The 17451-nt window shown below is 71.5% G+C and carries 17 protein-coding genes; 9 read left to right on the top strand and 8 right to left on the bottom strand.

The features are described from left to right. Window positions 1-5: 5 nt before the first annotated feature. Both ACFWFI_RS12070 and ACFWFI_RS12065 read right to left on the bottom strand, forming a co-directional pair. On the bottom strand, window positions 6-1598 hold the full coding sequence (locus tag ACFWFI_RS12070; protein ID WP_387388203.1) for a DHA2 family efflux MFS transporter permease subunit: 1593 nt from the start codon (window positions 1596-1598) through the stop codon (window positions 6-8). 141 nt (window positions 1599-1739) lie between these two features. Next, the gene (locus tag ACFWFI_RS12065; RefSeq protein WP_387388202.1) at window positions 1740-2213 is read right to left on the bottom strand and encodes a MarR family winged helix-turn-helix transcriptional regulator; all 474 of its coding nucleotides are present in this window, start codon (window positions 2211-2213) and stop codon (window positions 1740-1742) included. Window positions 2214-2355: 142 nt separating this feature from the next. Here ACFWFI_RS12065 and ACFWFI_RS12060 point away from each other — a divergent pair, with 142 nt between their 5' ends. Then, on the top strand, window positions 2356-2823 hold the full coding sequence (locus ACFWFI_RS12060; protein WP_387388200.1) for a MarR family winged helix-turn-helix transcriptional regulator: 468 nt from the start codon (window positions 2356-2358) through the stop codon (window positions 2821-2823). An 88-nt stretch (window positions 2824-2911) separates the two neighbouring features. Here ACFWFI_RS12060 and ACFWFI_RS12055 read toward each other — a convergent pair whose 3' ends face one another. After that, complete coding sequence (locus ACFWFI_RS12055) at window positions 2912-4030, bottom strand: serine hydrolase domain-containing protein (RefSeq protein WP_387388199.1); 1119 nt, start codon at window positions 4028-4030, stop codon at window positions 2912-2914. A 188-nt stretch (window positions 4031-4218) separates the two neighbouring features. Between ACFWFI_RS12055 and ACFWFI_RS12050 the strand changes: the two genes are divergently transcribed. From ACFWFI_RS12050 to ACFWFI_RS12035, 4 genes are all read left to right on the top strand, one after another. Then, window positions 4219-4905, top strand: coding sequence for a TetR/AcrR family transcriptional regulator (locus ACFWFI_RS12050; protein WP_387388197.1), 687 nt, complete (start codon window positions 4219-4221; stop codon window positions 4903-4905). A 234-nt stretch (window positions 4906-5139) separates the two neighbouring features. Further along, window positions 5140-6168 (top strand): L-threonine 3-dehydrogenase, encoded by a 1029-nt coding sequence (tdh, locus tag ACFWFI_RS12045; protein ID WP_387388195.1) that lies wholly within the window; start codon window positions 5140-5142, stop codon window positions 6166-6168. A gap of 41 nt (window positions 6169-6209) precedes the next feature. Then, window positions 6210-7403 carry a glycine C-acetyltransferase gene (locus tag ACFWFI_RS12040; protein WP_387388194.1) on the top strand — a complete coding sequence of 398 codons (1194 nt, stop codon included), beginning with the start codon at window positions 6210-6212 and terminating at the stop codon, window positions 7401-7403. Between the two features lie 30 nt (window positions 7404-7433). Continuing rightward, window positions 7434-8339 (top strand): LysR family transcriptional regulator, encoded by a 906-nt coding sequence (locus tag ACFWFI_RS12035; RefSeq protein ID WP_387388192.1) that lies wholly within the window; start codon window positions 7434-7436, stop codon window positions 8337-8339. Window positions 8340-8458: 119 nt separating this feature from the next. Here ACFWFI_RS12035 and ACFWFI_RS12030 read toward each other — a convergent pair whose 3' ends face one another. Further along, the gene (locus ACFWFI_RS12030) at window positions 8459-8845 is read right to left on the bottom strand and encodes a VOC family protein (RefSeq protein ID WP_387388191.1); all 387 of its coding nucleotides are present in this window, start codon (window positions 8843-8845) and stop codon (window positions 8459-8461) included. An 87-nt stretch (window positions 8846-8932) separates the two neighbouring features. On the opposite strand from ACFWFI_RS12030, the gene ACFWFI_RS12025 reads away from it, so the two are divergent. Both ACFWFI_RS12025 and ACFWFI_RS12020 read left to right on the top strand, forming a co-directional pair. Beyond that, window positions 8933-9559: a nucleoside/nucleotide kinase family protein gene (locus tag ACFWFI_RS12025; RefSeq protein WP_387388189.1), complete on the top strand. Its 627-nt coding sequence runs from the start codon at window positions 8933-8935 to the stop codon at window positions 9557-9559. Between the two features lie 128 nt (window positions 9560-9687). Further along, window positions 9688-10818, top strand: a complete 1131-nt coding sequence (locus tag ACFWFI_RS12020; protein WP_387388187.1) for a M24 family metallopeptidase — start codon at window positions 9688-9690, stop codon at window positions 10816-10818. Window positions 10819-10932: 114 nt separating this feature from the next. On the opposite strand, the gene ACFWFI_RS12015 is transcribed toward ACFWFI_RS12020, so the two are convergent. Both ACFWFI_RS12015 and treZ read right to left on the bottom strand, forming a co-directional pair. Then, window positions 10933-11271 carry an aldo/keto reductase gene (locus ACFWFI_RS12015; RefSeq protein WP_387388186.1) on the bottom strand — a complete coding sequence of 113 codons (339 nt, stop codon included), beginning with the start codon at window positions 11269-11271 and terminating at the stop codon, window positions 10933-10935. A 36-nt stretch (window positions 11272-11307) separates the two neighbouring features. Next, on the bottom strand, window positions 11308-13068 hold the full coding sequence (gene treZ / locus ACFWFI_RS12010) for a malto-oligosyltrehalose trehalohydrolase (RefSeq protein ID WP_387388184.1): 1761 nt from the start codon (window positions 13066-13068) through the stop codon (window positions 11308-11310). Between the two features lie 203 nt (window positions 13069-13271). Between treZ and ACFWFI_RS12005 the strand changes: the two genes are divergently transcribed. Continuing rightward, entirely contained in the window at window positions 13272-14666 is a 1395-nt protein-coding gene (locus tag ACFWFI_RS12005; protein ID WP_387388182.1) for a GH1 family beta-glucosidase, read from the top strand. On the opposite strand, the gene ACFWFI_RS12000 is transcribed toward ACFWFI_RS12005, so the two are convergent. Together ACFWFI_RS12000 and ACFWFI_RS11995 are read right to left on the bottom strand one after the other, a co-directional pair. Further along, window positions 14638-15549, bottom strand: a complete 912-nt coding sequence (locus ACFWFI_RS12000) for a GNAT family N-acetyltransferase (protein ID WP_387388180.1) — start codon at window positions 15547-15549, stop codon at window positions 14638-14640. The genes ACFWFI_RS12005 and ACFWFI_RS12000 overlap by 29 nt on opposite strands. Before the next feature lie 203 nt (window positions 15550-15752). Further along, on the bottom strand, window positions 15753-16712 hold the full coding sequence (locus ACFWFI_RS11995; protein ID WP_387388179.1) for a GNAT family N-acetyltransferase: 960 nt from the start codon (window positions 16710-16712) through the stop codon (window positions 15753-15755). Window positions 16713-16874: 162 nt separating this feature from the next. Here ACFWFI_RS11995 and ACFWFI_RS11990 point away from each other — a divergent pair, with 162 nt between their 5' ends. Further along, entirely contained in the window at window positions 16875-17441 is a 567-nt protein-coding gene (locus ACFWFI_RS11990; protein ID WP_387388177.1) for an FHA domain-containing protein, read from the top strand. The last annotated feature ends 10 nt before the right edge of the window (window positions 17442-17451 follow it).

The following is a 17451-nucleotide window of genomic DNA, read 5'->3' as shown; positions in this document are numbered from 1 at the left end:
GTTCCTCAGTCCTCGGCGACCGCCGGTCCGGAGGAACGGCGCATGCCGAACCCGGCCAGCAGTGCGCCGACGACACACAGGACCGCCGTGACGATCACGGCGGAGTGCACACCGTTCATGAACGCGTTGCCGCTGCCCTCGATCACGGCGGCCTTCAGCTGCGCGGGCATGTCGGCCGACACGGGGGAGACACCCATGGACACCGCGTCCTTGGCCTCTTCGAAGCCGGCTGCCGCCTCACCCGGGACACCGGCGGAGGTCAGCTCGCCGTTGAGTGTCGAGCCCACCTTGCCGCTGATCAGCGACACCAGCACGGACGTGCCGAGGGCGCCGCCGATCTGCAGCGAGGTGGCCTGCAGCCCGCCCGCCACACCGCCGTCCTTCTTCGGCGCGTTGCCGACGATGGCGTCGGAGGACGCGGACATCACCATGCCGACGCCCAGACCGATGGCGAGGAACGGCGGCCACATCGCGGCGTAGGAGGAATCGGCGTCCCAGGTCAGCATCCAGAGGGAGGCCGCGGCCTGGAGCATCATGCCGACGGGCATCGTCAGCCGCGGGCCGAAGCGCTGGGTGAGGGCGGCGCCGAGCGGCGACGCGACCACGGTGGCGAGGCTGAGCGGCAGAGTGCGGATGCCGGCCTCGACGGGGGTGAAGCCGCGCACGTTCTGCAGGTACAGCATCAGGAAGAAGATGACACCGAGCAGTACGAAGAAGTTGATCGCGGTGACGATCGTGCCTATGGTCAGCGACCGGTTGCGGAAGAGGCGCATCGGCAGCAGCGGGTGCTCCTGGCGCGTCTCGTACCAGCAGAAGACGGCCAGCAGGACCAGACCCGCGGCCATCGACCCCAGCGTTCCGCCGGAGGTCCAGCCCCAGGTCTCGCCCTTGACCACACCGAAGACCAGGGCCACCAGGCCGACCGCCAGCAGGATCACGCCGGGTACGTCGAAGCGGTGATGGCCGGTGGAGTCCTTGCTCTTCGGGAGCACGAGCAGGCTCATGACCAGCGCGACGACGCCGATGGGGGCGTTGATGTAGAAGACCGACTCCCAGTTGACGTGCTCGATGAGCAGGCCGCCGACGATCGGTCCGAGGGCGGTGGAGCAGGACGCCACCATGGCCCAGAGGCCCACGGCCATACCGAACTTCTGGGGCGGGAAGACCGCGCGCAGCAGGCCGAGGGTGTTGGGGATCAGCAGGGCGGCGAAGAGCCCTTGTGCCGCGCGGAAGGCGATCACGCCTTCGATCGAGCCGGAGAGGCCGATCGCCACCGAGGCCAGGGTGAAGCCCACGGTGCCGACCATGTAGACGGTGTGCCGCCCGAGGCGGTCGCCGAGCTTGCCGCCCAGGATCAGCAGCGCGGCCATGGCGATCAGATAGGCGTTGGTGACCCACTGCAGGTCGGCGGTGGACGCGCCGAGGTCCCGGCCGATCTCCGGGTTGGCGATCGCGACGACGGAGCCGTCGAGGTTGACCATGAACAGACCGATGGCGACGGCGATCAGCGTCAGCCAGGGATTGGCGCGCCTGCCCCTCGGCACGTCGGGTGGACTGCTTTCGGGCACGGAGGAGGTGTCCACGGTGGTGGAGGACATGCGGAAGCCTTGTCTGTGAAACTTCGGGATGACGAGAAGACGTGCCCCGGCCACGACGGCCGCGCCGCAGCCGTGGGCACATGACGGCACCCGGCCGCAGCCGGGCTCGGAGGCCCGGTTACGGCCGTGCTGGTGCGGGAGTCAGCCGGCGGGGGAGTGGAGGTGTCGGTTCAGTGATGCCAGCGCGCCCAGGGCCGCACCGAGTGCGTCGAGCTGTCCCTCGGTGAGGGTGTGCAGCGCGCGCGCCAGGTGGGCTTCCTTGAGCGACCGCGCCTCGGCGAGCCGCTCCCGGGCCGTAGCCGTCGGGTGCAGGTGGGCGATCCGCTTGTCGGCCGTGTCCTGCCTGCGCTCCAGCAGCCCCAGATCGGTGAGCTGGGAGACGAGGGCGCTGACGTTGTTCGGCTTCATCAGCAGGGCTTCGGCCGTCTCCCGGACGGTGATCCCTTCGCGCTCCTCGATGAGGAACAGCAGTGCCAACTGGCCGTCGGGAAGCCGGGGATGCGGAAACTCCTGCGACACCTTCCGCTCCAGACCCCGGTGCAGCGCAGGCAGGGACGCCACGAGCGCGGAGGCTACGCGGTCGATCTCCTGGGCGGGCGCAGTGGGGTCGGGCATGCCCAGAGCATAGGTACCAGGGGATAGCTATGTCAACATACATAAATGTCGCGTCAGCCCGACCTGTGGTCGAGTGGTATACGTGCCGTTGAGAGCCCCGAGGGACCGCTCACGCGGTCGAGAGAAGGACCGTGACCAGGCGATGGACAAGCCGACGCACTTGATCGAGTTCGAGACGATGCTGCTGGGGCGGCACCTCCAGCTGAGCGCACCCCGGTCGAGGCGGGACGGTGGGCGTCTCGACCGCAGCGCGTACACCCTGCTGAGCCGGATCCGCGTGCAGGGTCCGATGTCCATCGGGCAGCTCAGCGACGCCTTCGGCCTCGACGCCTCCACCCTGAACCGGCAGACCGCCGCCATGCTGCGGGCCGGTCTCGTCGAACGCATCCCGGACCCCGATGGGGGCATCGCCCGTAAGTTCCGCATCACCGGTGCGGGTGAGCTCGGCCTCGACGCGGAACGTGCGGAGAACATCAGCGGGCTCGAGCGGGTCATGGCCGGCTGGTCGCCCGACGAGGTCGCCGTCTTCGCCGCGTACCTCAAGCGCCTCAACAGCGACATCGAGAACCTCGACGGACGGCCCTGGCCCCGGCCGGCTCAGGAGGCCTGACGCGAGGTCGAGGCCCCGGCACTCCCCTCTCCTGTCGACCGTCCCGGGGTGCATGCCGGCTTGGTGAAGGAGGCTCTCTCCGGGCCGGTCAGCCGTACATCGCCACGCTGTACAGCGCCGCGAGCGCGGCGTCGATGGGGTGGGGCAACGGCTTGCCCGAGGGGTCGAGCCTGTTCCACCTCTGCATGTTCACCGCGACCGCCATCCGCCGTTTGCCGTCGGCACGGGTCATGGCCAGCGCTCCACCGCCCCAGACCGTGCCGCCGTGGCCCCAGAAGACGCCTTGGCCGGGACCCTCCATCGGGTGAAGGCCGAGGCCGTAGTCGATCGTCCTGCCCTCCTGGGAGACGACCGGGACGGTGCGTTGCATCTGCGCCAGGGACGACCGGCTGACGATCTCCCCGGCCAGCAGCATGCCGTAGAAGCGGTTGAGGTCCGAGACGGTCGATATGAGCGAGGCCGAGGGCCCCACCCATGACATGTCGTAGACGCTGTAGTCGCGCGGCGGGTCGATCATGCCGAACCACGCCTCGTAGAGCCGCGAGTGCGGGCCGTCGACGTACGGGCCGGCGGGGAATCCGGTGTTCCCGAGACCGGCGCGCTCGATGACGTTCCGGGTGATGTACTGCTCGGCCGTGGTGCCGGTCGCCTGTTCCAGGAGTTGGACGAGGAGCAGGTAGTTGGTGTTGGAGTACAACCCCGGCGCATCGCCCGGGGCGCCGACGGCAGGTGCGGTGACCCCCATCCCGATCAGTTCGGTGGGGTCGAAGCGCCTGAGCCGGAAGTCGTCCAGGCTCTGGGGTCCGGTGTCCGCGAGGGCGGGGAACGCCTTGAGCGAGGGGTAGGCGTACGGGAGGTACTCGGCGAGGCCGCTGGTGTGGTTGAGCAGCATCCGGACCGTGATCGCGTCACCGCGTTCCCCTGGGACCAGCTTCGGAAGGTACCGGCCGACAGGCGCGTCGAGACCGATGCGCCCGCTCTCGACCTGCTGCAGGACCGCGGCGGCGGTGAAGGTCTTGGTGATGCTGCCGACGCGGTGCCGCATGTGGGCGGTGACGGGGCGGCCGGTGGCGGCATCGGCGACCCCGGCGGCGCCGCTCCAGACCTGGTCGCCGTCCCGTACCTCGGCGAACAGGCCCGGAATCCCGGCTCGGTGGACGTTCTCGACGGCCGTTTCCAGCGCCGCGGAATCCAGTGCGTTCTTCACGTCATGCGTCCTTTCGTATTTCCCGGGGTGAGCTCCGTGTCGGTCACCCGACCCGGGACAACGGGGCACGAGTGGCATGCCGGCCCGCCTCCTGCCGAGCCGTCCGGCACGCCCATGTCCCCATTATGCACGCGGTGCGTGCAACGCCAAGTGCATAGGTTAGGGTGAAGCCCGGCGAGAGGAGCAAGATGGCAGGCAGAAGGCGTTGGTCGACCGATGAGATCCTGGACGCGGCGGCGGAGCTGCTGCGCACGAGCGACGCGGATTCGTTCAGCGTGCGCAAGCTGGCCGCGGTCCTCGGGACCGATTCCTCCAGCCTTTACCGGCACTTCCGCAGCAAGACCGAGCTGCTGCGCGCGGTCGCCGACCGGATCCTGCTGGCCGCCATGGACGACCACCGAGTCGAGGGCGACTGGAAGCAGCGCCTCACGGCCCTGGCCCTGCGCATGAGGGATGCCTTCGGCCAGCAGCCCGAGCTCGCCGCGGTCTGGGGTCGTTACGCGTCGAGCGGCACCGGTTCCCGGCTGGTCATGGAAGAGGTGCTGCAGGCGCTGCGGGAGTCGGGTCTGCCCGACGGGGAGATCCCGGTGCGCTACCACCGGATCGCGGTCCTCATCGCCGCGCTGATCTCTTCGGAGGCCGGGGCGGGCGCGGTCACCCCGGAAGAGCGCGAGCAGGGGATGGAGCTGTTCCGTGTGGCGGTCCTGGGTGCCGACCCCGAACGCTTTCCGGCCCTCGCGCACTTCGCCCGCGAGGTCCGCCCCCTCGGGGCGGACCGCCGCACCGCATTCGAGGAGATCCTCGCTGCCCAGATCGCCGACATCGAGGCCGCGATCCGCCGGAGCCGTTCGACAGCCGGCGCCGAAGGGACCTGAGCGGGACCGAGCCCGGATCCGGGCCTGAAGCGGATCTACGGCCGCGCTTAAGAAATCCTCGATGGACCTGGAGCCCCGGGTGCGGCACATTTCTCGGTGACGGCAGAGAGCGCGGTGACAGGCGGTTCGTCCTGTCCCGTCCGGCCGTATCCCCCGCCGCCCCGGGCCGCAGGCCGTCTTCGGCATGCCCGGGACCGGGCCGTCCGCCACGTACCAGGTACAGGAGCCGCAGCCGTGAAGGCACTCGTGAAGCACAAGGCCGAGCCCGGACTGTGGCTGATGGATGTGCCGGAGCCCGAGACCGGCCCCGGAGACGTACTGATCAAGGTCCTGCGCACCGGGATCTGTGGCACCGACCTGCACATCCGCGACTACGACGGCTGGGCGCAGCGGGCCGTGCGAACCCCGCTCGTCCTGGGCCACGAGTTCGTCGGCGAGGTCGCCGGGACCGGCGCGGACGTCGTCGACATCAAGGTCGGCGACCTGGTCAGCGGTGAGGGCCACCTGGTGTGCGGGAAGTGCCGCAACTGTCTCGCCGGACGGCGGCACCTGTGCCGCTCGACCCTCGGACTCGGGGTCGGCCGGGACGGGGCCTTCGCCGAGTACCTGGCGCTGCCCGCCTCGAACGTCTGGGTGCACCGGGACAAGGTCGACCTCGATGTCGCCGCGATCTTCGACCCGTTCGGCAACGCCGTGCACACCGCGCTGTCCTTCCCGCTGGTCGGTGAGGACGTGCTGATCACCGGCGCGGGCCCGATCGGCATCATGGCAGCCGCCGTGGCCCGTCACGCGGGCGCCCGCAACGTCGTCATCACCGACGTCAGCGAGGCCCGGCTCGAACTGGCCAGGAAGGTCGGGGTGAACCTCGCCCTGAACGTCGGCACCGCGACCATCGCCGACGGTCAGCGCCAACTCGGCCTGCGCGAGGGCTTCGACATCGGCCTGGAGATGTCCGGACGCCCCGAAGCCATGCGGGACATGATCGCGAACATGACGCACGGCGGCCGGATCGCCATGCTCGGACTGCCGTCCGCCGAATTCCCCGTCGACTGGTCCCGGATCGTCACCTCCATGCTCACGATCAAGGGCATCTACGGCCGCGAGATGTACGAGACCTGGTACGCGATGTCCGTCCTCCTGGAGGGTGGGCTCGACCTCGCCCCCGTGATCACCGGCCGGTACGGCTACCGCGACTTCGAAGCCGCGTTCGACGACGCCGCGAGCGGACTCGGTGGCAAGGTCCTGCTCGACTGGACCGCCTGAAGCTCCTCGTACGCACCCGTATCCACCTGGGAGACACCTTCATGTTCGATTCCGTACGCGACGACCTGCGCACCACCCTCGACGAGATCCGCGACGCCGGGCTCCAGAAGCCCGAGCGGGTCATCGGCACCCCGCAGTCCGCCACCGTCGCCGTCACCTCCGGCGGACGCGCCGGTGAGGTGCTCAACTTCTGCGCCAACAACTACCTGGGCCTCGCCGACCACCCCGAGGTCGTCGCCGCCGCCCACGAGGCGCTGGACCGCTGGGGCTACGGGCTCGCGTCCGTCCGCTTCATCTGCGGCACCCAGGAGGTCCACAAGGAGCTGGAACAGCGGCTCTCGGCCTTCCTCGGCCAGGAGGACACGATCCTCTACTCCTCCTGCTTCGACGCCAACGGCGGAGTCTTCGAGACGCTGCTGGGCCCCGAGGACGCGGTGATCTCCGACGCCCTCAACCACGCCTCCATCATCGACGGCATCCGCCTCTCCAAGGCGAAGCGCTACCGCTACGCCAACCGCGACATGGCCGACCTGGAGCAGCAGCTCAAGGAGGCATCCGGCGCCCGCCGCAAGCTCGTCGTCACCGACGGCGTCTTCTCCATGGACGGCTACGTCGCCCCGCTCGCCGAGATCTGCGACCTGGCCGACCGCTACGGCGCCATGGTCATGGTCGACGACTCGCACGCCGTCGGCTTCGTCGGCCCCGGCGGCCGCGGCACCCCCGAGCTGCACGGGGTCATGGACCGGGTCGACATCATCACCGGCACGCTCGGCAAGGCCCTGGGCGGCGCGTCCGGCGGTTACGTCGCCGCGCGCGCCGAGATCGTCGCGCTGCTGCGCCAGCGCTCGCGCCCGTACCTCTTCTCCAACTCGCTCGCCCCGGTCATCGCCGCCGCCTCCCTCAAGGTCATCGACCTGCTGGAGTCCGCGGGCGACCTGCGCGAGCAGCTGAATGCCAACACCGCGCTCTTCCGTTCCCGGATGACCGAGGAGGGCTTCGACATCCTGCCCGGCGACCACGCCATCGCGCCCGTCATGATCGGTGACGCGGCGAAGGCAGGCCGGATGGCGGAGCTCCTCCTCGAGCGCGGTGTGTACGTGATCGGGTTCTCGTACCCAGTCGTCCCGCAGGGCGCCGCGCGCATCCGCGTCCAGCTCTCCGCCGCGCACTCCACCGACGACGTCAACCGCGCCGTGGACGCGTTCGTCGACGCACGAGCCGCGCTGGAGGCGTAGGACCGCCCCGCGAGCTGGGACAATGAGCGCATGATCGATGCACGGCGGCTGCGCATCCTCCGTGCGGTGGCCGACCACCGCACGGTGACCGCCGCGGCCGCCGCGCTGTATCTGACCCCCTCCGCGGTCTCCCAGCAGCTCGCCGCCCTGGAGCAGGAGACCGGTCACCGGCTGGTCGAGCGCGGGGCCCGCGGTGCCCGGCTGACCGCCGCCGGGGAGATCCTGCTGACCCACGCCAACGCGGTCCTCGCCCAGCTGGAGCGGGCCGAGGCGGAGCTCGCCGACTACAGCGCGGGCATCGCGGGGACGGTCACCGTCGCCGCGTTCGCCACGGGCATCGGGCTCGTCCTCGCCCCCGCGATCGCCGAGCTCACCCGCACCGCACCGGGCATCCGGGTCCGGGTGCAGGACGCGGAGGGCGACGCCAGCGTGCCGATGGTGCTGGACCGTCAGGTCGATGTGGCGGTCGCCGTCGAATACCGGGGTGCGCCCGGCGACGACGACCGGCGGCTGACCCGGGTGCCGCTGTACTCCGAGCCCTTCGACGCGGTGCTGCCGGTCGGCCACCGCCTGGCGGGCCAGGACCACGTCGCCGTCGCCGATCTCGCCAAGGACGCGTGGATCGGCCCTTACCCCGGCAATCCCTGCCACGACGTGGTGGTCCTGGCATGCGAGTACGCCGGCTTCGAGCCCCTGCTGGAGCACTCCTCGGACGACTTCCACGCCGTGGTCGCCCTGGCCGGGGCGGGCGCCGGGGTGGCGCTGGTGCCCCGCTCGGCGCTGCGCGGCACGGAGCTCGGCGGCGTCGTCGTACGGCCGGTGGAGGGCGTGGCCCCGACCCGCCGGGTCTTCGCCGCCGTACGGCAGGGGGCCGAGGGGCATCCGCTGATCAAGCCGGTCCTGGAAGCGCTGCGCGCGGCGGCGGGGCCGGCGTAGAACGGTCCGGCGCGCGGTGCTCCTTGCTGTTCAGGACGCCCTCAGTCGCCGACCACCGGCACATGAGGGGCGTGGTGGTTGACGGCGGCGGCGAGTGCGGCCCGGTCGAGAGTGATGGTTCACGCCGGCTGCAGCAGGTCCCACCGGTTGCCGTACAGGTCCTCGAAGACGACGACGGAGCCGTACGTCTCGTGCCGCGGCTCCTCCAGGAAGCGGACCCCGGCGGCCCGCATCCGCTCGTGGTCACCCTCGAAGTCCTCCGTGTGCAGGAAGAATCCGACCCGGCCGCCTGTCTGCGCCCCGACGCTCGCGAGCTGGGCATCGTCCTTCGCGCGGGCCAGGAGCAGGCCGGTCCCGGTCGTGCCCCGCGGCCGTACGACGATCCAGCGGGAGCCGTCGCCCCGGTCCGTGTCCTCCACCAGTTCGAATCCGAGGGCGTCGGTGTAGAAGGAGAGGGCCTCGTCGTAGTCGCGGACGACCAGCGTGACCAGGGCGATGTGGGACATGGGGATCCTCGTCCTCGAATGTACGGACCATGCGTGCGTTATACGTAACACTAACGCGCCCCGGCCCGTCCGGGGACAATGCCCGCCATGGACACGAGCGACCTCGCCGCGCTGACGGACCGCGCCCGCCGCCTCGCCGCCGGCGGTGACCGCCGCATCCTCGGCATCGCGGGAGCGCCCGGCGCCGGGAAGTCCACTCTGGCCGCCCGGATCGTCGAAGGGCTCGAAGGGCACGCGGTCCTCGTCCCGATGGACGGCTTCCACCTGGCGGGGGCGGAGCTGGAACGCCTCGGGCGGGCGGACCGCAAGGGCGCACCCGACACCTTCGACGCCTCCGGTTACGCGGCCCTGCTCCGGCGGCTGCGCCGGCCCGAAGGTCCGGACCCGGTCTACGCACCCGCCTTCGACCGCGCACTGGAGGAGCCGGTCGCCGGGTCCGTGTGCGTCGCCGCGGACATCCCGCTCGTCGTGACCGAGGGCAACTACCTGCTGTTGGACGAGGGCCCCTGGGCACCGGTGCGCGGACTGCTGGACGAGGTGTGGTTCCTGGACGCCGATCCCGGGCTGCGGGTGAGCAGACTCGTGGACCGGCATGTGCGGTTCGGCAAGCCACGCCCGTACGCCGAGCGCTGGGTCGCCGGGTCCGACGAGCGCAACGCCACGCTCGTCGAGCGGTACCGCGGCCGCGCCGACCTCGTCGTACGGCTCCCCTGAGCCGGGTGCCGGCCTCCGTCGTACGGCTCCGCCCAGCCGGGTGCGGCGCGCCCGGGATCCCGCTCGCGTCGACCCGTACGGACGGGCAGGATGCTGAGTGCCGCGTCGCGCCCCGCCAGGAGGTCTCCATGCCCAGTACCGATCAGCCCGTGCCCTTCACCGCCGACGACTACCGGGCCAGGATGACCCGCGCGGCCGAGTCCGCCGACGCCGCGGGCCTGGCCGGCGTCCTCGTGGCTCCCGGGCCCGACATGGTCCACCTCACCGGCTACCGGCCGACCGCGGACACGGAACGCCTCACCTTGCTCGTCCTCAGGGCGGGCCACGACCCCGTCCTCGTCGTCCCGGCCCTGGAGGCGGCGGACGCGGAACGGGCGGCAGGTGCCCCCGCCCTCACCCTGAGGGACTGGACCGACGCGGCGAACCCCTACACCCTGACCGCCGGACTGCTCCACGCCAAGGGCCGGTTCGGGATCAGTGACAACGCCTGGGCGCTGCACCTGCTGGCCCTGCACAAGCTTCTCCCCGACACCTCCTACGCCTCGCTGACCGATGCCCTGCCGATGCTGCGCGCGGTCAAGGACGCGGCCGAGCTGGAGAGGCTCGCCGCCGCGGGGGCGGCGGCCGACGCGACGTACGAGCAGATCCTGAAGGTCCGCTTCTCCGGCCGGCGGGAGAGCGACGTGGCCGCCGACCTGGCGGCGCTCCTCATGGAACACGGGCACTCCCAGGTCGACTTCACCGTGGTGGGCTCCGGGCCCAACGGCGCCAACCCGCACCACGAGGCGGGCGACCGCACCATCGAGCGGGGCGACATGGTGGTCCTGGACTTCGGCGGACTGAAGCACGGCTACGGCTCCGACACCTCCCGCACGGTCCACGTCGGCGAACCCACCGCCGAGGAGCAGCGGGTCCACGACGTCGTACGGGAGGCGCAGGAGGCAGGCTGCGGGGCGGTGCGGCCCGGAGCGGCCTGCCAGGACGTCGACCGGGCGGCCCGCGCCGTCATCACCGAATTCGGCTACGGCGAACGTTTCATCCACCGCACGGGCCATGGCATCGGCGTCACCACCCATGAACCGCCCTACATGATCGAGGGCGAGGAGCAGCCGCTGGTCCCCGGGATGTGCTTCTCCGTGGAGCCGGGCATCTACCTCCCGGGCCGCTTCGGCGTCCGCATCGAGGACATCGTCACGGTCACGGAGAGAGGGGGCAGGCGGCTGAACACCACCGCCCGCGAACTCGCGGTCGTCGAGTAGGTCCCGCCCGCCCTCAGTCCTGCGGCTCGCGGTCGCGGAACCGGTGCACCACGTCATAGGGGTACGGCAGCGGGCGCTCGCTCGCTCCGTCCAGCCGCGCCGCCTGATCGGACGTCAGCTCCCAGCCCGTGGCGCCGAGGCTGTCGGCCGGCTGCGCGGGCGTGCGCGCACCGACGATCGGTGCGGTGACGCCCGGGCGCCCCAGCAGCCGGCGCAGGGCCACTGCGCGGGGGTGCGCCCGGCCTCCTCCGCGACCGCGACGACCGCCTCGACGGCCCGCCACGTCTCCTCGTCGTCCCGTTCCCTCCAGGCCTCGCGGCCCAGCTGCCGCTGGTACCTGGCCTCGCGGGTACCGGGCTCCGCCGCTGTCATGCCCCGCCGGTACTTGCCCGTCGGCCAGCCTCCCTGGAGCGGGCTCCAGGGGATGATGCCGACGCCTTCCGCCAGGCTCACGGGGACGAGCTCCCACTCCACCTCGCGCGGCGTTGTTCAGTCATCGGCGAGTACGACACACGATTCCGGAGGCAGGTGCAGCACGCCGTCGGCGCCGGGGGCCCCGGCCTGCTCCCAGGCGGCCAGCACCCTGCCCCCGCCGGCCCGGTGCCGGCCGGCACCCAGCGGGACGGCCGCGGGCTTCGCCGAGAGGTTGACCACGACCCGCAGATCGCCCCTGCGGTAGGCGATCCACCGCGCCTCCTCGTCGTACGCCGTCCTCACCGAGGCCAGGTCCGGATCGGAGAGGTCCGGCAGGGCGCGGCGCAGGGCGATCAGCTCGCGGTACCAGGCGTGCAGCCGGGCGTGCGGCTCGCGCTCCGGTTCGCTCCAGTCGAGGCAGGAGCGGGCCCGCGTGGCCGGGTCCTGCGGATCGGGGATGTCCTCCTCGGCCCAGCCGTGCGCCGCGAACTCCCGCCGCCTGCCCTCGCGTACGGCGCGGGCCAGATCCGGATCGGTGTGGTCGGTGAAGAACTGCCACGGGGTGCGGGCGCCCCACTCCTCGCCCATGAAGAGCATCGGGGTGAACGGTCCGGTCAGCACGAGCGCCGCCGCGCACGCCTGGAGACCCGGGGAGAGCCCGGCGGCGAGCCGGTCCCCGAGGGCGCGGTTGCCGATCTGGTCGTGGGTCTGGGCGTAGCCGACGAAACGGTGGGCGGGCGTCCGGGCCGTTTCGACGGGGCGGCCGTGCGCGCGGCCCCGGAAGCCGGAGTACGTGCCGTTGTGGAAGAACGCCTTGGTCACGGTCTTGGCGAGGGCGGCCAGCGGGGCGGTCGCGAAGTCGGCGTAGTAGCCCTGGGACTCGCCGGTGAGCGCGGTGTGCAGGGCGTGGTGGAAGTCGTCGTTCCACTGGGCGTGCAGCCCGATGCCGCCCTCCGTGCGGGGAGTGGTCGTACGGGGGTCGCAGAGGTCGGACTCCGCGATCAGCCCGAGCGGCCGGCCGAGCCCCGAGGCGAGCGCGTCGACGGCGGTGGAGAGTTCCTCCAGGAAGGTGAGCGCCCGGCCGTCGGCCAGCGCGTGGACGGCGTCCAGGCGCAGGCCGTCCAGGCGGTAGTCCCGCAACCAGGCGAGCGCGCTGCCCAGCAGATAGGCGCGCACCTCGTCCGATCCGGGGGCGTCGAGGTTGACGGCCGAGCCCCAGGGGGTGTGGTGCGTGTCCGTGAAGTACGGGCCGAAGGCCGGGAGGTAGTTGCCCGAGGGCCCCAGGTGGTTGTGGACCACGTCCAGGACGACGGCGAGCCCCAGTCCGTGCGCCGTGTCGACAAAGCGCTTCAGTCCGTCCGGACCGCCATAGGGCTCGTGCACCGCCCAGAGCGACACTCCTTCGTACCCCCACCCGTGGGTTCCCGGGAACGGGCAGACGGGCATCACGGACACATGGGTGATGCCGAGGTCCACGAGGTGGCCGAGCCGCTCGGCCGCGGCGTCGAAGGTGCCCGCCTCCGTGAACGTGCCGACGTGCAGCTCGTACAGGACCGCGCCGGCCAGCCCGCGCCCCGCCCAGGCGTTGCGCCAGGCGTAGGCGTCCTGATCGACGACCGCGCTCTCGCCGTCCGGTCCGTCCGGCTGGCGGCGGGAGCGCGGATCGGGCAGCACGGGGCCGTCGTCGAGCGAGAAGCCGTAGCGGTCACCGTCCGCCGCCCCGGCCTCCGCCGTCCACCAGCCCGCACGCAGCGGGTCACGCTCCATCGGCCGGCGCCCGCCCGCCGTGCACAGCACGGCCGACCCGGCCTCGGGGGCCCACACCTCGAACTGCATCCACCACTCCTCGTCCACGGACCTGATGCCTCGCCGGAGGCCCCATGATCGACGGAATTCGCACGTACGGCCCCGGGACACTGGAGCGAGCCCGTAACTGGCGATTAGGGTCTGGTCCTGATCATTGCCCTACCGGGTTCTGCTCATTCGCGGTGAGCCCGGGCAGTAATACAAGGTCCCTCTTACGGCTGCTGGAGGCCGAGATGACCGTGCCGACATTCCCACCCGGTTTCCTGTGGGGCGCCTCCGCCTCCGCTTTCCAGACGGAAGGGGCCTTCGACACCGACGGCAAGGGGCTCTCCGGCTGGGACGCCTTCGCCGCGCAGCCCGGCCGGATCAAGGACGGCACCGACACCACCCGCGGCACCGGCTTCCACGAGCACTACCGCGAGGACGTCGCCCTGCTCGCCGGACTCGGCGCGGACGCCTTCCGCTTCTCCATCAGCTGGCCCCGGGTCGTGCCCGGCGGCAGCGGCTCGCTCAACCCCGCCGGACTGGATTTCTACGACCGGCTCGTCGACGAGCTCTGCGCCCACGGCATCACCCCGGCCCCGACCCTCTACCACTGGGACACCCCGCTCCCGCTCGACGAGGCGGGCGGCTGGCTCAACCGGGACACCGCCTACCGCTTCGCCGAGTACGCGGGCATGGTCGCCGAACGCCTCGCCGACCGGGTCCCCATGTGGATCACCATCAACGAACCGGCCGAGGTGACGATGCTCGGCTACGCGCTCGGTGAGCACGCCCCCGGCCGCACACTCCTCTTCGACGCCCTGCCTGCCGCCCACCACCAGCTGCTCGCCCACGGTCTTGCCGTAAGGGCACTGCGCGCCGCAGGCGCCGGCAACATCGGCATCGCGCTCTCGCACACCCCCGTCTGGACGGCGGGGGACTCCGACGAGGACCGCATGGGAGCGGAGATCTACGACACCCTCACCAACTGGCTGTTCGCCGACCCGGTCCTCACCGGCCGCTACCCCGACGAAGGCTTCGCCGCACTGATGCCGGGACCGGTCGAGGACGATCTCAAAATCATCTCCGCGCCCCTCGACTGGTACGGCGTCAACTACTACAACCCGACCCTGGTCGGCGCGCCCAGGCCCGAAGCGCTCGACTCCTTCTCCGGCTACCCGATGCCCGCCGGCCTCCCCTTCGGGATCAGGGAGATCGAGGGCTACGACACCACCGACTTCGGCTGGCCCGTCGTCCCCCAGGGGCTCGCCGAGACACTCGGCCAGCTGCGGGACCGCTTCGGCGACCGGCTGCCGCCCGTCTACATCACGGAGAACGGCTGCGCGGTCGACGAGCCCGTCGCCGACGGCCGTCGCATCGCCTTCCTGGAAGGTCACCTGGAGGCGCTGCGTACGGCCATCGACGCGGGCGTCGACGTGCGCGGCTACTTCACCTGGTCACTGACCGACAACGTCGAATGGACCGAGGGCGCCAGCAAGCGGTTCGGCCTGGTCCACATCGACTACGAGACCCTGCGTAGGACCCCCAAGGAGTCCTACGCCTGGTACCGCGACGTGATCCGCGCGCAGCGCACGGGCGGCACGCACGGTTCGGCGCTCACACCAGGTGAACGCGCTCCTGGGTGATGCGGTGGCCGGCCCGGGCGAACGCGGCGGCCATCGGCGCGTTGCCCCGGTCCGTCGCGCCCGCGACGGAGCTGGCACCCTCACCGGCGAGGAAGTGGGTGCTCTCGACGAGCAGGTCGTAGCCGTATCCGTGCCCCCGCGCCTCGGGGACGACTCCGATGAAGCCGATGCACGGGCCGCCCGGATTGCGGGCGGGCACGTGGATACCCGCGAGCGCGCCGTCCGGGGTGTGGGCGAGCTGCCACCAGGAGCGTGGCGAGGGGCACCAGTTGAAGAAGTCCAACTCCTCCTGGGCGGCCTGCTCCAGACCGCCCGGGCCCTCGATGGTGCGCCGGGCGTGGGCGTCCAGCGTCTCGGAGTGGACCCGGCGCAGCACCTCCAGGATCACGGCGTCATCGGGCTCCTCGCGGAACTCCAGCCGGCCCGGCCTCTCGGGCAGGCCGTCCGCGGGCGTCCACTCGTAGCGGTAGCGCTCGACCAGCGGCTTCATCCCGGCGGCCTCGGCCGCCGCGATCCGCGCCGAAGCGGCCGCCCGCACTTCGGGGGCCTCCCGCCAGCCCGGTGGCACGATCAGCTCGTACTCGACCGACCACGGTGCGCGGCACAGCAGTTCGGTGCCCGCGGCGTCCTCGCCCTCGGCGAAGTCGAAGTAGTTGAGCAGCACGGGTTCGTCGTCCTCGGGCCCGCCCCACCAGGCCGCCCGCGCGACGACGACGCCGTCGCGCAGGGCGACCCAGGTCCAATCGGGGCGGTACTCCCCGCCGTCGGCCACGGTGGCGTAGCGGTGGCCGAACGCGGCGCGGCCGACGAGGCGGGGATCCCGCAGTGAATCGAAGAGATGCACGTCGCTCTGGGAGAGCGGACGGATGACCGGATCGGTCATGGATGTGTCCTCCGGGACTCGGTGAAGAGAAGCGAGCGCTCCCGGTCAGACCGAGTCCGACACCGTCCTGCGGACGGGGCGGGAGCGCGTGAGCGTGGTGCTACGGGTGGTGCTGAGGTCACGCACGTGTCTCGCCTCCTTCCCTGTCCGGGCGGTTGTCCGGGCGCCGACACTACGGCTCCCGGACCATCAGGTCCACCTGTTTACGGCTGGTCCCACACCATGTCGAAGGCACGCTCGAAGTTGACGTAGCCCAGGCGCGCGAACGACTTCGCCATGGGGACGTTGCCGAGGTCCGTCGCCGCCCTGATCCGCTCCACGTCCTGTCCGACGAGCACCCGCGTGCCCTCTGCCAGGATGTCGTCGATGTAGCCGTGTCCGCGGTGCGCCGGCAGCACCCCGATGTAGGAGATCATCGGGTGGTAGTTGTTGCGCGCCGGAATGACGAAGCCGACCGGCTCTCCGCCCGGCAGCTCCGCGATCCGCCACCACTCCTGCGGTGTCCGGAGACCGGCGAACTCCTCGTCGTACTGCTTCTCAGCGGCTTCTCGGGCACTCAGTCCGGACGCCAGGTCCGCCTGGCCGTGCGCGTCCAGGGTGCCTTCCATCACCGGGGTCATCAGGGCGACGAGGTCCTCGCGTCCGGTGACCGGCCGGAACAGCAGCCGGCCGTTGTCCTCGGGCACGGGTGAGCCGGCCCGCCACTCCAGACGCAGCCGCTCGACCAGCAGCCTGGCGCCGCTCGCCTCCATGACCCGTATCCGGGCCTCGACGGCATCGCGTGCGGCGGGATCCTCGCGCCAGTCCGGCGGGACGAACCGTCCGTACTCCGGGCGGGCGGCTCCGGCGGGGACGACCGCGGCCGTCGCCTTCTCCACCAGCTCGAGCCCGATCGCGCCGCGCTCCGGCTCCGGCAGGGTGTCGTCCAGGTCGAAGAAGTCCAGGAACTGAGGGCTGCCGCCTTCCTGCCCCGTCCACCAGGAGAGCCGGCCCACGACCCGGTCCCCGCGAAGGGCCACCCACATCCAGTCGGGGCGTCGGCGGCCCGTGGCGAGGTCATCGGCGAGCTCGTGGTCGAGCACGTAGGAAAGACGGCAGAACAGACCGAGTTCGTCCGCTCCGGTGAGCGGACGGATGGTCAGTTCCGATGGTGCAGGGGTCACAGAGTCTCCTCGACGGGGGGTGCCGCGCTCGGTGGCGGCCCGTGACGATAACAACTGCCCGGCGGTCGGCGGGCAGTATTTGTTCACTGCCACGCAGGTCAGGGAGGCCGGAAACGGGCATCGTCTGGACACCTCGGGGCAGTCGGACCGACAATCGGTCCTGTGACGTCCTCCTTCGAGCCCTACACGTATCCCGCGCGGCTCTCGGACGCCGAGCGCGACCGTGTTCTCGGTGTGCTCAGAGACGGCGCCGCCCAGGGAAAGCTCTCGCACGACACCTTCCTGCGACGCATGGAACTGGCCCTGACCGCCCGGCGATCCGAGGAGCTGAAGGCGCTCACCTCGGACCTGGAGACGGGTGGCCGCTGGTCCCGTGGCCTGTTCCGCGCGGTGGGAGGGGTCTCCGCCTTCCCGGCCCGTGTGCGCAGGGCGTGGCAGTCCGAGCGGCTGCCCAGACTCCTGCTGCCCATGCCCGGCCCGCACCCGCTGCGCATCGGCCGTGATCCGGGCAACGGGCTCCGGCTCAGCCACGAGACGGTGTCGAGGCTGCACGCCGAACTGACCGCGCACGGCAGCCGGTGGATCCTGCGCGACCTGGGCTCGACGAACGGCACGTGCGTCAACGGGCAGCGGGTCGTCGGATCGGTGGTGGTGCGCGACGGCGACCAGGTGAGCTTCGGCCGGATGACCTTCCGGCTCGCCGCGTCACTGCCCGTGCCCCCGGCCTGAATCGGGGCGC

The sequence above is a fragment of the Streptomyces sp. NPDC060209 genome, assembly GCF_042728155.1.
Taxonomy (GTDB): Bacteria; Actinomycetota; Actinomycetes; order Streptomycetales; family Streptomycetaceae; genus Streptomyces.
This window is presented reverse-complemented; position numbering and strand designations above follow the sequence as displayed.